Consider the following 14,239-nt stretch of genomic DNA (forward strand, 5'->3'; position numbering starts at 1 on the left):
TGCGGCGGCATCATTTGCCTCGACGCTCTCAAAGCCGTAGGTCGATGTCAGAAACACCGGCGGCTGGACCGCTCTCTTGAAAACCACCGGGTCGAACGCGTGATGAATGGCGCGGGTATCAAACCCGAGGCTCGCCATGTGAGAGCGATGGGATTGCTCCTGATCTTTGTCCTGTTCGCTGCCGCCCGTCATAGTCCGATCGTATCCTCTTTGTTTTGGCACAAACTGGCATCATACTGGCCGGCAAGAAACATCCAGTTCGGCAGAAAGAAGATGGTCCAGTCGGAAAAGCAAGTGGCGAAACCGTGACCGTTGTCCCATGGATCGGCAATTTGACAGCGGTGGGAATATGCGGGGTGTTCCCCGCATAAACCACCCTCGCACAATGCTCATTCATGTTGGCCCCTCACCTGAAGTCTGCGCGGTCAGGAAGCTTTTTCAGGCGGTAACCTGAGCATTTGACGTTGCCCCGGGGCGCGCCTGGGTCGCGCACGAGAGCTTGCAGTCTTCAGCCAAGTCCCTCTGCTTTCAATGCTTCCTGCACCGGTGCGAGGGCTGCAACACGGCCGAGAAGTGCTCGCAGCTTCTTGAGCTCAACAAGATCGATGCCGACATGCTTTCCCCGGCCGGCGATGACGAACAGGTGGGCGTCGGCCACAGCGCGTGGACACCCATAACATAGGCCTTGCCCTCGAGCTCCCTTCCATCCACTGGAAACGGTCGAGTACACGCCCGTGAAAGTCCTTGATCTCCTCCGGCATGGCGGGATTGAACAGCGCCCAAAGTCCCTGTGCAGTTCGCTGCTGAGAAGGCGAGCCGCTCGAAGAGGTGATAATGCTCCATCGTGCCCCAGGCAGCTACGGGCTTCTCGATACCCGATCGGCCACATACTGCATGATCGCCGGCCCCTCGATAAAACGCTCGCCGTCATCGACCTCGAGCAGGGAAAATGGCCACGCGTGTTGACGGACTAGTCGGCGACGCCATCGAATGTGTGGGTTTGCAGATTAACACGCACGGGCGTAAGCGGCAGTCCGGCTTCGCGAACGATAATGTGCGAGGCAAGCGAGCAAACGCCAGGGCTGTAGTAAAGTTTAATGCAGCACTCCGAGGAAATGCGAAGGAACAGTTGCGAAGATGACATCGAGCGGGAAAATGCTCCCGTTCAGGTAGTCCTTTATCCGCGCGAGGCGACGGGCGCCGTCCTGGCGCGGCCCCACAGGATGAAGGCCACGAGAGGAAGCAGGATAAAGTTGAGCGGAAGGGCAGAAAATTCACCCCGCGTGGCATGGAAGATGATGGCGCAGATTTGAGAGCAGGGTGCAGCCCAGCGCCGCAAAAACGGTCAGACGCGGCTGGATCCGGGTAAGAGCCGGCAAGAGGATGCCGATCCCACCCGCCACATCAATGAAGCCGGTGCGATCCGGCCTAAGCCATGCGGAGGAGGTCGCGTTTATGAGGGCGGCATTCCTTCTAATTCTGCCTCTCGCGTCGGGAGGCTAAGCACGGAGGCTCCGGAGTTTCGACCAACCGCCTTGTGGTCTGTGCGAATTTGAAACCTGGCCCGATACTCGTGGGGGGTGACCCCGATGGTCTTCCTGAAGGCCCGGCGCATCGCCCCAGCGTCTCCAAAGCCGGAGGCTTTCGCGATGGATTGCAAGGGACGGTTAGTATCCTCCAGCAACCTGCGCGCAGCGTCGGTGCGGGCTGCGACGATGAAGTCTAGCGGTGCAACACCGAGTTCGAGCCGAAACACGCGACCGAAATTGCGTGTGCTCATTCCGACTCTCCTGGCGATCGCCTCGACGTGGAGTTCTTGATTCAGGTTTTCCAGGATGTAGGCCTGCGCCTTCTGAATGAAGGTCGTTTCGGACATCTGGCCGACAAGATGCGCGCTGAATTGTGATTGACCGCCGGGCCTCTTGACGAACATGACCATGTATCTGGCCACAGCCAGGGCGACTTCGCGCCCAAGATCCTCCTCCAAAAGGGCGAGCGCAAGGTCGATGCCAGCCGTTACGCCGGCGGCAGTGATAAGCTTGCCGTCACGGATATAGATGGCATCCGGTTCAAGCTCGATGTGAGGGTATTCCTTGTGGAACCTTGGCGTACATTCCCAGTGGGTTGTCACCCGCTTTCCCTCAAGCAGCCCTGCCGCAGCGAGCAGGAAGACACCAGTGCAGATTGATCCATATCGCCTGACGGTGGGCACGCGGCGGCGCAGCCAGGAAATGACCTTCGGATCGATCGCCTGGAACGAAGGGTCGCCTGCGACCAGCAAAGTATGGATCGGCTCATCGTTGTCAAAGATCGTACGATCTGCAAGAAACCGCAACTGGCCGGTGCCGCTGATTGAGGGTTGGCCGGTGGACATGATCTGTATGTCGTACCTGCTCATGTCGCCGCAGCGGCGCGCAGCCTCCCAGAAGACCTCTGCAGGACCCACGACATCCAGCGATTGGACGCCGGGTGGCGCGAGAATGACAATCCGCATTGGAGTACCCCCTGAAAACTGCCGTCTTTCCTGAGGCCGATGCAAAATTCCTGCCAACAAGGACCACCTCCCGGGCCGCGGGTGATGATCACTTTCAGGAATTCATTTTGCAGACGTCAGTCGGGCATCGAAAATGCCGATGTGCGACACAACCTTCCCGGACTTGGCGGCGGCAAGCACCAGGATGTCCACGAGCGGATCGATCAGGATCACTGCCAAATAAGCGACGCCGAAGCTTCCGATCGACAGAAGGCTCTCGACCGTCAAGCCGTGACCGTAAAGCGCCCAGAACGCCACCCAGGAAACGATACCGCCCTGATAGGCCGTCGATAGCGCCAGTGTCTGCCGATAGCTGAGGTCGACATAGGGGGTATTCAGCGAAATGATCTTGCTTGAAATGACCTGAAGCGCAAAGAGCGGCACGAGCAGGGTCGTGACGTTCATGCCATATTGGGGCAGATCGAATGGCGCGAAGAACATTCCCTGGATCAGCAACCCCGCCGCAAGGCCCATTGCCGCTGGCGCGACACCAAACAGCAGGAAGAGCGTCGAGCCAAGGATCAGATGCACCTCCGAAACACCGACCGGGTAGTGCGGCAGTATTTCGAAGAAGGAAAAGACGAGCCCTGTTGCAACCACGGTGCGCGACAGCAGCGAGGACAGTCCCCGACGCCGGAGCTCGTCGTGCGCAGATTTCAGAGCGAAGAGTGCGGCGCCGGAGGCGGTGGCATAACTCAGGACGATCTTGCCGCCCTCCACGATACCAGGTTCGATATGCATGTTGATGTCTCCGTGAAAGCTATTACTGGTTGACTTGATCGCCGAGGGTGAAGAACTCACTCAGTTCCGAGGCGGTCAGAAGATTTGTCTTGACGACGGCGCTCTCAAGCGCCGTCAGAAATTGATCGTAGTAGTTCCAGGACGAATGATCCGAGGGGTGCTCGTCTTCCCACGTCCTGATCGAAGCAATCAGTTCGTCGCGGAAGTCGTCCCATTCAAAATAGCCTTCCTTGGCGAGCGCGAGCGCAATCCCGAAGGAGGTGCGCTCCCAGTCGGACCCAAAACAAAGGGTGCCGTTGGCCCGAGGTGGACTGTCAGGCTTGCCCAACATCTCGGTAACAGCGAAGTGTTCGAATTGCGTCAGCATGCTGGACCTCAGGCGGCATTAGCGACGGCGACGCCCATCATCGCTTCGGGCGTGACGAGAGCCTCAAGCTCTGTCTCCGAGAGGCCTTCGGTTCCTGCCGGCCGCTCGGGCACGACGAACCAACGGATCTGAGCGCTCGAGTCCCAGACCTTGACTTCAACATCCTCGGAGATCGGCAAACCGAACTCGGCAAGCACCGCGCGCGGCTCGCGGGCTGCACGGCTACGGAAGGTCGGATCCTTGTACCAGTAGGGCGGCAGCCCCAGAACCGGCCACGGGTAGCAGGAACAAAGCGTGCAGATGATCAGATTGTGGACGCCCGGAGCGTTGGCGACGGCACGCATGTGCTCACCTTCCGCGCCGGCCATACCGTCCGGCAGGTCGAGTTCGGCGATGGCCTTCGGCGTATCCGCGACAAGCCGTTCCTTGAAGGCCGGATCGACCCAGGCGCGGGCGACAATCTTTGCGCCGTTGAAGGGCCCCATCTTGGTCTCGAAGAATTCGAGCACCGTATCGACTGTCCGGTCGGTGATGATGCCCTTCTTGATGAGCAAGGCTTCGAGAGCCCGCACGCGCGCAGCACTGTAAGCTTCGCGGTCCTCGCGATATTTGAAACGTTCAGACATTCGTCTCTCCCCGATGGTTGATTAGGCAGCCTCGACCGACACCGAAACGTCCGCTGAGGCGACGTAGCGGGCATAGAGATCGGCATAGAGGCTGAAGTTCGGTTCGGCGTTCCCCGGCCACAGGTCATTCGGGTCGAAGCGGACACAGTAGACGGTCATTGCCGGGCCGATACCGTCGGGGCCGGTGTCGCAGAGGTAAGTGTAAGCGCCCGGATAGACGGTTTCGACGATGCCGGTCCTGTTGCGCAGGAAGCCAGGCAGGCGGGTGTGTTCGACGCTCGGCACATTCTCGATCCTGACCATATCGCCGACGGAGAATTCGGCCGTCACCAGAACGTCCCGCGCTGGACTGTCGCCTTCCACCAGATACTCGACGACACGGTCATCGATTGCCGCGGCGCCTGCGCTGGGCAGGGGCTTCGAGGGGTGTTGATAATACTCCTCCGTCAGAGCATCGAGCTCTTCCGCGGTAATGTAGCCGTGATCGATGAAGTAGCCCGATATGCCGCCCAGCCACTTCTCGTAGTAGCGGTATTTGAAATAATCGAAGGGATTGAGGCTCTCGGCCCCCTTACGCAGATCCGCCCAGGTCCAGATCGTGTTGAAGGCAGATGGCGTTTGGGGAAGCGGCAATTGGGCGGACAGAGCCATCATCGCCGTGTGGATCGCGAATATTCGCGTTTCCCAGGGTTCAACAAAGACCCTTGTTTCGATGCTGACCGGACCGAGCCCTTCCAGTCCGCCAAGGTAATGCTGGAGTTTCATGATCTTTTCCTTGTCGAGAGAATGATCGGTCAGGCCGTCTTCGCTTTGGAGCCGGGGAGCAAACGCGTGCCGAGTTCCGAGATGAACCCGAAGATACCTCCGAGCAGCATCGCGGCCATTGCCACCAGCGTCGGATGGAATGGTCCGGACGTGAGGATGGTGGTGTCGGTTGCCGCCGGCGTGCCGACGAGGGAGGCAAAGCCGAACACGACGGCTGGCGTGAAATTCAGCGCAGGTACCGCGGAGGCGAGGACCATGGCGGACGTTCCGGCGCCGACGAGGGTCGCCGCAAACACGGGATTCTCGGGGCCAAACTGAATAATGAGCAGGGTGAAGGAGGCAATTGCGATACCCGTCCAGTTCGATGCGACCGACTTGATCAGTCCCGCTTGGCCACCGCCGCAAGCGAAGAAGGACGCCCAGGCAATAAACGTTACCCAGACGGGCACCGGGAACAGGGTTGCCGTGATGTAGGTGTCGATCGCACCCAGAACACCAAGGCTGATCATTGCGGCGACGAGAGGTGGCATGAGGCTTCTCCTTGTTGCAGGGACGGGCTTCTCAGGTGGCCACGGCCAGGGCGGGAAGAGCACAACTTTCGAGGCCGCGGCGAAGCTCGGCCTCGTCGAGGTTTCGGCCGATGAACACGATCTCGCTCAGGCGGGGATCCCCCATCCAAGGTTTTCCTGGACGGCCGTCGAGCGTCATATGGACGCCGTGGAAGACATAACGGCGCGCTTCGCCGGCGAAGTTCACCACCCCCTTCATACGCAGGATGTCGGCGCCTCTCGCCTGCACGAGGCGGTTCAGCCAGCTATTGAAGGCGGCCGGGTCCAGCGGTTCTGTTTGCCGTAACGCGACACAGGAAATGGACTGGTCATGTTCATGCTCGTGGTCTTCGAGGATGGCCGGGTCGATCGACAGGATGTTCTTGAGGTCGAAAGCGCCAAGGTCGAGAACCGCGCTCATGGGAACTGCGCAGTCTTTGGTGTGAACGACGCGAGCCAGCGGATTGAGCTGCCGGACACGTCTCTCCGTCACGCCAAGCTCATCAACGGACACGAGGTCGGTTTTGTTGAGCAGGATGAGATCGGCAAAGCTGATCTGCTCGACGGCTTCATCCTGGCCGAGCTGCTGCTCGACATGACGGGCATCGACCACGGTGACGATCGCGTCGAGTTGAACATGGCTCGACAAGACCTCGTCCAGGACAAAGGACTGGATGACAGGCGCGGGATCGGCGAGACCCGACGTTTCAATAACGATGCGATCAAAGACGCGGTCTGACGCCAAAAGATTACGAAGTGCGCCGATCAGGTCGTCGCGCACCGTGCAGCAGATGCAGCCGTTGTTCAGTTCGACGACGTCCTCCGTTGTTTCGATGACAAGCTTGCCGTCAATGCCGACCTCACCAAATTCATTAATGACGACCGCAATGCGCTCCTCATGGCGTTCGGTCAGAAGACGGTTGAGAAGCGTTGTTTTTCCGGCTCCTAAAAAGCCCGTAAGAATAGTCGCATTGAGCTTCTTCATGGTCCTCTCCAGTTCAAGGCAACACCCGACCAGCCCGATCCTGACGGATCTGGAAAATGGCTTCAGATGTTGCGGTCGAAAAGTTTGCCGCGCTGCGGGGCTGAAGATGATTACAATACGAAGCCGCACGGCTTACAACGGCCACACGCGTGCAGTTTCAGCCAAATCACCTGCAGAATGCGCCAAAATATGAACACAGTATAGGCAAGCTCAAATCTTAGGCATATGCTAGTGAATTAAGCATCTTCATCGATCACCGCAGAGGCCGCGGCATGTTTTACGCCTCGGGGCCTGATGCGTTACAAAGGAGCCCGGGCAAGGTGCCCGGGCTCATCAGGTGCGCATCCCAGAATAGCGCAGTTACGACGGCTCAAGTGCTCAGATCGCGTCCGCGCGTCTCGGGCAGGAGAAACGCCCCGATCACGGCCGTCAGTCCGGCAAACGCCACCGTATACCAAAGGCCGCCGAAGATGTTGCCGGTCGCAATCACTACTGCGGTGGCGACGAAGGGGGCGAAGCCGCCGATCCAGCCATTGCCAAGCTGCAAGGCGACCGACACACCACTATAGCGGATGCGGACGGGAAAGAGCTCGACCAGAAGCGCGCCGAGGGGTCCGTAAACAATCGTGGCCAGGAACACCAGGCAGAACAGGATTGCGATCACCATCGGTCCGTTCGGCTGAACGGGGGCCTTCGGATCAGGCATTCCGCCCGCCGTCAGAGCGGCGAGCAGCTCATTTTCGTTGTAGGGCTTCATGGCGCTATCGTTCACCTGAACCCGAAGCGGCTCCGCGTCGCTCTTGACCGTGTACGGAACCGCACGGGCTGTCAGAAGCGCCTTGACCTTCTGGCATTGGGTGGTCGCCTGCGGGCTGAACAACTGCCCGATGAACGATTGATCGTGGTCGCAGTCGTTTCCGACAAGCGTCACCGACGTCCTCGCACGGAAGTCGGCAAGGACGGGATTGCCGTAGGTTCCGAGCGCCTGGAACAGCGGCATGATCAGCAACGCCGACAGCGCACAGCCCGTCACGACGATCCACTTGCGCCCGACCCGGTCAGAAAGCCAGCCGAAGAACAGGAAAAAGGGCGTGCCGAGCGTCAGCGCGGCCAGGAGATAGAAGTTGGCCTGATCATGCGTCATCTTCAGCGTCGTCGTCATGAAGTAGAGGCTATAGAAATGCCCCGTGTACCAGACGACCGCCTGACCGGCGACGACACCGAAGATCGCGACCAGCACGAGACGCAGATTGCGGCCGTCGGCGAAGGTATCGGCGATCGGGTTTTTCGAACCCTTGCCCTGCGCCTTCATCTCCTGGAACACGGGTGACTCGTGCAGTTTCAGGCGAATATAGAGGGAGAGGATTAGAAGGAGGATCGAACCGACGAAGGGCATTCGCCAGCCCCAGCTTGCGAATGCCTCCGGCGACATCGAAGAGCGGCACAGGACGATCACGATCAGCGACAGGAACAGACCAAGCGTCGCCGTGATCTGGATCCAACTCGTCGTAAATCCGCGCCGATCGTGATCGGAGTGTTCTGCGACATAGGTGACTGCGCCGCCGAACTCGCCTCCGACAGCCAGCCCCTGCAGCAGGCGCAATGCCACCAGCAATGCAGGCGCTGCCCATCCGATCGACTCGTAGGTCGGCAAGAGGCCGATTGCGGCCGTTGCCAAGCCCATGACCAGCATGGTCACGAGGAAGGTCTTTTTTCGGCCAACAAGGTCGCCCAGCCGGCCGAACACGACAGCGCCGAACGGCCGGAGCACGAAGCCGGCGCCAAAGGTCGCGAGTGCCGCGAGAAGCGCCGCGGTCTCGTTGCCCTTGGGGAAGAACAGCGTGCTGAAGAAGGCGGCGAGCGACCCATAGATGAAGAAGTCGTACCATTCGAAAACGGTCCCGAGTGCCGCGGCGAAAACCGTCCGCTTGGTGTTGCGATCGAGCGTCTCGGCGTGCGCAACAGTTCCAGACGAAATCTCATGAACAGACATATCGTGCCCTCCCCTAGACCGCATGTTGCGAGAGGCCTTGGCCGCTCGCCAAAGAAACCGGATATTCGCAAGCCCGCAGAAACGCTGTCAGCACTTCATTGAACTTCCGAGGCTGCTCGAGCATCGGGAAGTGTCCCGCATCCTCGATCACCTCCAGCCTGCTATCCGGTATGCCCTCAGCCAGGATCACCGACTCTGCCGGCGGCGTGATGATATCCTCGTTTCCGACGACCACCAGTGTCGGGATCCTGATGTCACCAAGGCGCGAACGGCTATCGGATGCATTCAGCGAGGCGATCGCCTCGCGCGCCACGAAGTCGGGGGTCTGCGCGACCTCCTGTCTGGCAAAGTTCAGGAGTTCCTGGCTGGCCGCGCTGCCAAACGACCGATCGATGACGTTCTGGCTGGCTTGCACGACACCGAGGTCGTCGATTGCCTTCAGAACATTGTCGACGTTGACGTCTTCTCCAAGCCCATGCGGCGTCGCTCCGACGAGCACCAGCGCCTGTACGCGCTCCGGATGCGCAAGTGTGAAGCTTTGCGCGATGGTTCCGCCCATCGACAAGCCGACAAGGACTGCTTGCCGGATGTCGAGCTTGCGGAAGACTTGCAGCACGTCGTTTGCGAAGGCCTCGATCGTATAGCTGCGCCCGGCAGGCCTTGGCGACACGCCGTGTCCTGGCAGGTTGATGCGGATGACTTTGTAGCGGGACGAGAAGGCCTCGACCTGCTCGCGCCAGAATTCGGCGGTCGTCGTGAATCCGTGCACGAAGACGAGCGGCGCGCCCTCGCCCGACGCCCGGACGATCGTGTCACCTATCTCTATTGTTTCCGTATGCATGTTATCTGCTCCCCTTTCGGTTTTACGCTAAGGAGCATCGCAAGCCCTGGGCCAGATCTGCGCACTCGAGTGCTGCGGCTTCTAACCTCCTGAAACAGCAACCGGTTTATAGGAGACCCCTAGATTGCCCGACAGCCTCGAAGGCGACCTTTCTCTCGACAGTGTCTCGCCTCGGCTACATGTCTTGTCTCGCATCTGAGACAAAATCCTGTATAATGCGATCTTTGATCGCCCAGGAACAATCAGGCAGGTAGAGATGACGCTTCCGGAATGGCTTGCAGGCTCCTCCGAAGAAGCCGGATTTCTCCGTCTTGTCCTCGATCACGTTTCCGACTGCCTCGTCGCCGTCGACACGGAAGGAACGATCGTCCTGATCAACGAACCCTATTGCCGCCTGCTTGGAGGTGAGGCCGAGGAATTTCTGGGGCGCCACATAACCGACGTGGTCGGGCCGCAAACCAAACTTCATTTCGTGGCGCGCGGTATCGGCACCCATGTCGGCTATCCGCTGGAAGTGCGGGGCCACAAGCTGGTGACAAAACAGGTCCCGGTGCACAAAGACGGAAGGATCATTGGCGCCGTGGGCCTGGCGCTGTTCTCCGACTACGACGCCTTGAAGAAGACCTATAGCCGGATTTCAAAAGCGGAACTCGCCATCCCTTCGAAACCGAGAGCCTGGCAGTCGAAATTCGGCCTCGACGATATCATCGGGACCGGCCCGTTGATGGAAGCGCATCGCGAGACCCTCAAACTGGCGGCCGCCTATGATCTGCCTGTCCTGATCTGCGGTGAGACAGGCACCGGCAAGGAATTGGCCGCTCAGGCAATCCATTCCTTGTCGGAGCGCAGTGCCGGACCCTTCGTGTGGGTCAATTGCGCATCCATACCAAGCGAACTGATCGAAGCCGAGCTTTTCGGCTATGAGGGCGGTGCGTTCACAGGCGCTCGCAGCCAAGGCAAGCCAGGAAAGTTCGAGCTGGCGGCAGGCGGCGTGCTCTTCCTTGATGAGATCGGGGATATGCCGCTTGCCCTCCAAGGCAGTCTGCTGCGCGTGCTCCAAACCGGCGAGATCGTCCGCGTCGGTGGCACCAGCCCGGTCGACACTGACCTGCGCATCATCTGCGCTACCAACAAGCCGGTCGCTGAACTGGTGCGAGCGGGCCGTTTTCGAGAAGACCTCTATCATCGGCTGAGCGTGCTGCCGATCGAGGTACCTGCCCTGAGAGAAAGAGACAATATAGCTCAATTTGCCGAACAACTCCTTGAGCGCATCTCCAGCCGACTCTTAAAGCCGGCGCCGGAACTGACGCCCGAAAATCGTGCATTGCTTGTGACTCATCGGTGGCCAGGCAATGTTCGGGAGTTGGAAAACGCCCTGACGCGGATGGTCGTGACGGGCAAACTCTCCATTCCGTCCCTGGACGGCCTGCCACCCTCTGCGAAGGCGGGAAAAGACTTGAAGAGCCGGGTGCAATTCGAAACCCATGCAGCCCTACGCGCCGCTCTCCAGCAGGCGGGAGGCAACAAGCGCCGTGCAGCCGAGATGCTCGGCATCAGTCGGGCGCAACTCTATCGGCTGTTGAAAGAGCGAAGCCCCGCTTAGCAGCCAGCATTTGTGTCGCGCACGAGGTTAAGCCACCGAAGGCGATTTCGGCGACTGAGATCTGGTCGGCAACAGGCTATGCAAAGTCGAGAGTCATAAGAAGATCTCCAACGAGATCCTCGGCGTCCTCATCGTATGACGTCATCGCTAAGGCTATCGCAGACTTCGCTCCCGGCAAGGGACAGATGACGGCATTGGTGAGACGAGCCGAGCCACAAATGAAGCTGCCTACCTCCGCAAGATTACCGCCGGACCTGATCAGCCTCAATCTCCCCATCATTGCCGTGGCGCCCTCTGCGCCCGACTGCAGTCCAAAGGCAAACATCCCAGACCCGTCTGACATCTGCCGACGCGCAATCTCATGATCGGGATGGGAATTGAGGAAGGGATATCTCACCCAGGCCACCGATGGATGGGCCTCCAACGTCAGAGCAAGCGCATGTGCGGAGTTGCAGTGCTGATCCATTCTGAGCGCTAAAGTGTTTAGGCCGCACAGGATCAGGAACGAGGCTTGCGGCGAGATGGTGGTTTCGTGCTGACGAAGGCTTTCTACCCGCAACCGTCGGATGACTGCGGTCTCGCCAAGCAGCGCCCCGCCGACCGTGTCACCGTTGCCCGTTTATGTATTTCGACAGCGAGTGCAGAATGATGTCGCGAGCTGCGCCTCGATCTGGAAAGTGCGCTATAGCGACGTCGGGCCAGGCATCAGATCGTATGGATGCCGCCATCCTGGCAAATTTCGGATACTGTCTTTCCACTCTGCGATGTGGGGAAACTCCTCCTGAGGCATGCCCGTATCCTCCGGCATGTAGACGTAGCCCACGAGAGACAGGTCCGCGATGGTTGGCCGAGCAGACACAAGGAACGGTGTTTGCCGCAGGTGGTCGTCTACGATGCGGTACGCGGCGATCGCCCGCTCCCTCAAAAATTGCGTCACCGGCGTCTCCCCCGCCCGCTTTATACCGTACAGGAAGCGTAAAGTGGCATAATAGCTAGTGAATTTGTGGTTATCGAACAACATCCATCGCCAGATTTCCTGCTTCTCCGAGGCATTGCTTGGAGCAAATTTACCGGTCGTTTCAGCGAGATAGTCGAGAATAAGGGCCGACTGGCTCAGCTTTGCCCCTTTGTGCTCGAGAACCGGAACTTCTCCAAGTTCATTGACCTCCCGTCGCCATTGCTCTTGATGCGTTTGCCCACCGAAATAAAACCGGCTCCCAATCTTCTTCCGCCAGAGCGAGGAACAAAGCTACCTTGGCCGAGTTGCCCGACATTGCGAAGCAATGCAGCTTGAATTCCGACACGCTCGATCTCCTTTAAGGGGTCATTGGGTAATTATGTCGCGTTTGCTGCCGCCGAAGTTGGACTGGTCCCGCCAATAGGTGGACGTTCTCTGACTAAAGCACACGATAGGTGATCATCAGCGAGCCCGTCAGCAACACGGCCACGACCGCGGCCGCAAATGGCAACATGGCGTGGTAGGCTGCTCGCTCCTGTCCGCGGCACCCAGCCAGGCTGCAAACGATCGACATCCGAACTGGCGAGATCAGGTTGAGCGCCAGAGCCGCCGTGTGTTGCAAGGCAATCACTGCCGCGACATTGAGGCCCGCTTCCGTCGCAAGACTGACCTGAGAACTCATGAAGAGGCCGTTTGCGGCGTTACCACTGTTTGCGAGTGCTCCGAACACGGCGGAAACAAGCGCGAGACACGTGATCGCGCCGCTCCCGACCGCTGCGTTTATACCCTCTCCCAATGCTGCGGCAATCCCGGAGCTTGAGATCAGCTCCGCCATCATGGAAAAGATGATAATGGCGAGAACCGCAAGACGTCCAGTCTTCCAGGCTTTCGCGGCTTCTTTTCCCAAGCTGGAAACGTGACCGTAACAGAGAGCGCATAGAACGGCGCCTGCGGCCAGCCAAGTGCCGGCGTGAAACAGCGGCGACCATGCCGGTGCGCCGGCGAAAGGCTCCAGCCGCCCGGTTTGCCGCAAGAGTTCGCTCAAGGGCGAGGTCAGGCGGGTTGCCATGAGCCATCCGATCAGAAGGCCAAACGGCGCCATCCTACGGACGGCTTCAAGAAGTTTGCGCGGGTCAGGTCGCTCATCGAAGAGATATCGCAGCACGATGATCGGCCCATAAGCACACAGCATAGCGACTTCGGGGCCAAGAGCTTGCGTTGCAGCAATCAGCAGGAGGAGACTTCCGCCGAGCCATAGGACCTCGCTGAGACGCTCCCGGAATGAGGCTCCGACCCCTGCTCTTCGAGCCATCCGCCAGTAGAGCGGCAACCAAAGCACATTCAAGGCGGCCTGGAAGAAGCTGGCGTTGACCGCGAGTGCGGTCGGATCGGTTCGCGAGAAGGCGCCCGCGACAATCGCACCATTGCCCATGCCGCCCCACAGTATCATCGTCTGGCTCAGCAGGCTGAAGGCCATGAGATAGACCGGTTGCAGATCGAGCCTGCGCAGCAATAGCATCGTCCCGACGATTCCGGCACCGAAGCCGGTTGCGGATTCGGAAAACGGGCCTATCAGGAAGCACGCGGCGAACAGTAGACGCCGCCTGGCTTGCATATTGGGCCGGAGACTCTCGACTGGCATTGCTGCATCCCCGGGCCGAATTGCCATTTGCCAGAACATCAGCCCGCCCAATATATATGGCACGACGATCCAGCCGATCCATGCTCCGCGCAAGAGGGCGCTGGCACCGCGGTACAGCTGGAACTCGCCGGGCGCAGCGCTCAACGCAACGATTATGGCCACCAGCAATCCGATGATGGCGGCAACGAGCGTGGTGGCACGACCGCTTGCAAGCAGGCCGATGACGATCAGCGCGGGCAATGCCCAGACAATATAAAGCAATGCCTTCGTGATCCTCCGGTGCCAGACGTTGCTTTGCCTCAAGTCAAATCCTGCTCGAGCAAGGTGAGGCAGTGAGCCACCTTCTCCTTTGCAAATGCAGGTAGAGGGAGAACCGGACGAGGCGGCTCGGCCCGGCAGATGCCGAGCAGATCGGCCATCGTATAGGCGGTCCGAAGACCGGAGAACTACTTGAACATTTGCCAGATGGGGACAAGACCTGCATCAATTCGCATGCCTCTTCAACATCGCCGTTTTGAGCTGCGCCTCGAAGGCGGCCATCCCGGTCGATATGACGAGGCCTGCTTCAGCCCCCTCAAGGTTTGCAAGCCTCTGCTCGAGGATTTCCGTGGTCGGATTATATTCACGCGCATAAAGC

15 protein-coding genes and 3 pseudogenes are annotated in these 14,239 nt (G+C 59.5%); 1 reads left to right on the forward strand and 17 read right to left on the reverse strand.

The window, feature by feature from the left end; translation table 11 throughout:
* From ATB98_RS00515 to ATB98_RS00565, 12 genes and pseudogenes are all read right to left on the reverse strand, one after another.
* A pseudogene (locus ATB98_RS00515) lies at positions 1 to 192 on the reverse strand (methionine gamma-lyase); the annotation flags it as partial.
* A 316-nt stretch (positions 193 to 508) separates the two neighbouring features.
* Positions 509 to 658, reverse strand: a complete 150-nt coding sequence (locus tag ATB98_RS28490; protein WP_153436000.1) for a glutathione S-transferase family protein — start codon at positions 656 to 658, stop codon at positions 509 to 511.
* A gap of 519 nt (positions 659 to 1,177) precedes the next feature.
* Positions 1,178 to 1,415: pseudogene (locus tag ATB98_RS29830) on the reverse strand (DoxX family protein); the annotation flags it as partial.
* Between the two features lie 38 nt (positions 1,416 to 1,453).
* Positions 1,454 to 2,494, reverse strand: coding sequence for a GlxA family transcriptional regulator (locus ATB98_RS00525; RefSeq protein ID WP_066867702.1), 1,041 nt, complete (start codon positions 2,492 to 2,494; stop codon positions 1,454 to 1,456).
* Between the two features lie 102 nt (positions 2,495 to 2,596).
* Positions 2,597 to 3,274, reverse strand: a complete 678-nt coding sequence (locus tag ATB98_RS00530) for an energy-coupling factor ABC transporter permease (protein ID WP_066867705.1) — start codon at positions 3,272 to 3,274, stop codon at positions 2,597 to 2,599.
* 22 nt (positions 3,275 to 3,296) lie between these two features.
* Complete coding sequence (locus ATB98_RS00535) at positions 3,297 to 3,641, reverse strand: nitrile hydratase accessory protein (protein ID WP_066867709.1); 345 nt, start codon at positions 3,639 to 3,641, stop codon at positions 3,297 to 3,299.
* Positions 3,642 to 3,649: 8 nt separating this feature from the next.
* Complete coding sequence (gene nthA, locus ATB98_RS00540; RefSeq protein ID WP_066867712.1) at positions 3,650 to 4,267, reverse strand: nitrile hydratase subunit alpha; 618 nt, start codon at positions 4,265 to 4,267, stop codon at positions 3,650 to 3,652.
* Between the two features lie 21 nt (positions 4,268 to 4,288).
* Positions 4,289 to 5,032, reverse strand: a complete 744-nt coding sequence (gene nthB, locus ATB98_RS00545) for a nitrile hydratase subunit beta (RefSeq protein ID WP_066867715.1) — start codon at positions 5,030 to 5,032, stop codon at positions 4,289 to 4,291.
* A gap of 29 nt (positions 5,033 to 5,061) precedes the next feature.
* Positions 5,062 to 5,562 (reverse strand): DUF1097 domain-containing protein, encoded by a 501-nt coding sequence (locus ATB98_RS00550; protein WP_066867718.1) that lies wholly within the window; start codon positions 5,560 to 5,562, stop codon positions 5,062 to 5,064.
* A 31-nt stretch (positions 5,563 to 5,593) separates the two neighbouring features.
* Positions 5,594 to 6,565, reverse strand: coding sequence for a CobW family GTP-binding protein (locus tag ATB98_RS00555; RefSeq protein WP_066867721.1), 972 nt, complete (start codon positions 6,563 to 6,565; stop codon positions 5,594 to 5,596).
* A gap of 370 nt (positions 6,566 to 6,935) precedes the next feature.
* Positions 6,936 to 8,558, reverse strand: coding sequence for an MFS transporter (locus tag ATB98_RS00560; protein ID WP_066867724.1), 1,623 nt, complete (start codon positions 8,556 to 8,558; stop codon positions 6,936 to 6,938).
* 13 nt (positions 8,559 to 8,571) lie between these two features.
* The gene (locus ATB98_RS00565; RefSeq protein WP_066867727.1) at positions 8,572 to 9,399 is read right to left on the reverse strand and encodes an alpha/beta fold hydrolase; all 828 of its coding nucleotides are present in this window, start codon (positions 9,397 to 9,399) and stop codon (positions 8,572 to 8,574) included.
* 256 nt (positions 9,400 to 9,655) lie between these two features.
* Between ATB98_RS00565 and ATB98_RS00570 the strand changes: the two genes are divergently transcribed.
* Entirely contained in the window at positions 9,656 to 11,002 is a 1,347-nt protein-coding gene (locus ATB98_RS00570; RefSeq protein ID WP_066867730.1) for a sigma-54 interaction domain-containing protein, read from the forward strand.
* A gap of 76 nt (positions 11,003 to 11,078) precedes the next feature.
* On the opposite strand, the gene ATB98_RS27630 is transcribed toward ATB98_RS00570, so the two are convergent.
* The 5 genes and pseudogenes from ATB98_RS27630 to ATB98_RS27635 all read right to left on the reverse strand — a co-directional run.
* Positions 11,079 to 11,561: a PLP-dependent transferase gene (locus ATB98_RS27630; protein WP_234781827.1), complete on the reverse strand. Its 483-nt coding sequence runs from the start codon at positions 11,559 to 11,561 to the stop codon at positions 11,079 to 11,081.
* 123 nt (positions 11,562 to 11,684) lie between these two features.
* A complete protein-coding gene (locus tag ATB98_RS00580) occupies positions 11,685 to 12,224 on the reverse strand; it encodes a glutathione S-transferase family protein (RefSeq protein WP_234781830.1) in 540 nt (179 codons plus the stop codon).
* Positions 12,160 to 12,306, reverse strand: a complete 147-nt coding sequence (locus ATB98_RS29835; RefSeq protein WP_234781828.1) for a thioredoxin domain-containing protein — start codon at positions 12,304 to 12,306, stop codon at positions 12,160 to 12,162. The genes ATB98_RS00580 and ATB98_RS29835 overlap by 65 nt, the downstream gene beginning before the upstream one ends.
* A 93-nt stretch (positions 12,307 to 12,399) precedes the next feature.
* On the reverse strand, positions 12,400 to 13,905 hold the full coding sequence (locus tag ATB98_RS00585) for an L-lactate permease (protein WP_234781829.1): 1,506 nt from the start codon (positions 13,903 to 13,905) through the stop codon (positions 12,400 to 12,402).
* Positions 13,906 to 14,130: 225 nt separating this feature from the next.
* Positions 14,131 to 14,239, reverse strand: a pseudogene (locus ATB98_RS27635) (PLP-dependent transferase); the annotation flags it as partial.

This window comes from Sinorhizobium saheli (assembly GCF_001651875.1).
Taxonomy (GTDB): Bacteria; Pseudomonadota; Alphaproteobacteria; order Rhizobiales; family Rhizobiaceae; genus Sinorhizobium; species Sinorhizobium saheli.

Coding starts and splice junctions, on each gene's coding strand:
- nthA (WP_066867712.1), bottom strand. CDS start 4,267: ATGTCTGAACGTTTCAAATATCGCGAGGACCGCGAAGCTTACAGTGCT.
- ATB98_RS00565 (WP_066867727.1), bottom strand. CDS start 9,399: ATGCATACGGAAACAATAGAGATAGGTGACACGATCGTCCGGGCGTCG.
- nthB (WP_066867715.1), bottom strand. CDS start 5,032: ATGAAACTCCAGCATTACCTTGGCGGACTGGAAGGGCTCGGTCCGGTC.
- ATB98_RS00550 (WP_066867718.1), bottom strand. CDS start 5,562: ATGCCACCTCTCGTCGCCGCAATGATCAGCCTTGGTGTTCTGGGTGCG.
- ATB98_RS00535 (WP_066867709.1), bottom strand. CDS start 3,641: ATGCTGACGCAATTCGAACACTTCGCTGTTACCGAGATGTTGGGCAAG.
- ATB98_RS00525 (WP_066867702.1), bottom strand. CDS start 2,494: ATGCGGATTGTCATTCTCGCGCCACCCGGCGTCCAATCGCTGGATGTC.
- ATB98_RS00530 (WP_066867705.1), bottom strand. CDS start 3,274: ATGCATATCGAACCTGGTATCGTGGAGGGCGGCAAGATCGTCCTGAGT.
- ATB98_RS00560 (WP_066867724.1), bottom strand. CDS start 8,558: ATGTCTGTTCATGAGATTTCGTCTGGAACTGTTGCGCACGCCGAGACG.
- ATB98_RS00570 (WP_066867730.1), top strand. CDS start 9,656: ATGACGCTTCCGGAATGGCTTGCAGGCTCCTCCGAAGAAGCCGGATTT.
- ATB98_RS00555 (WP_066867721.1), bottom strand. CDS start 6,565: ATGAAGAAGCTCAATGCGACTATTCTTACGGGCTTTTTAGGAGCCGGA.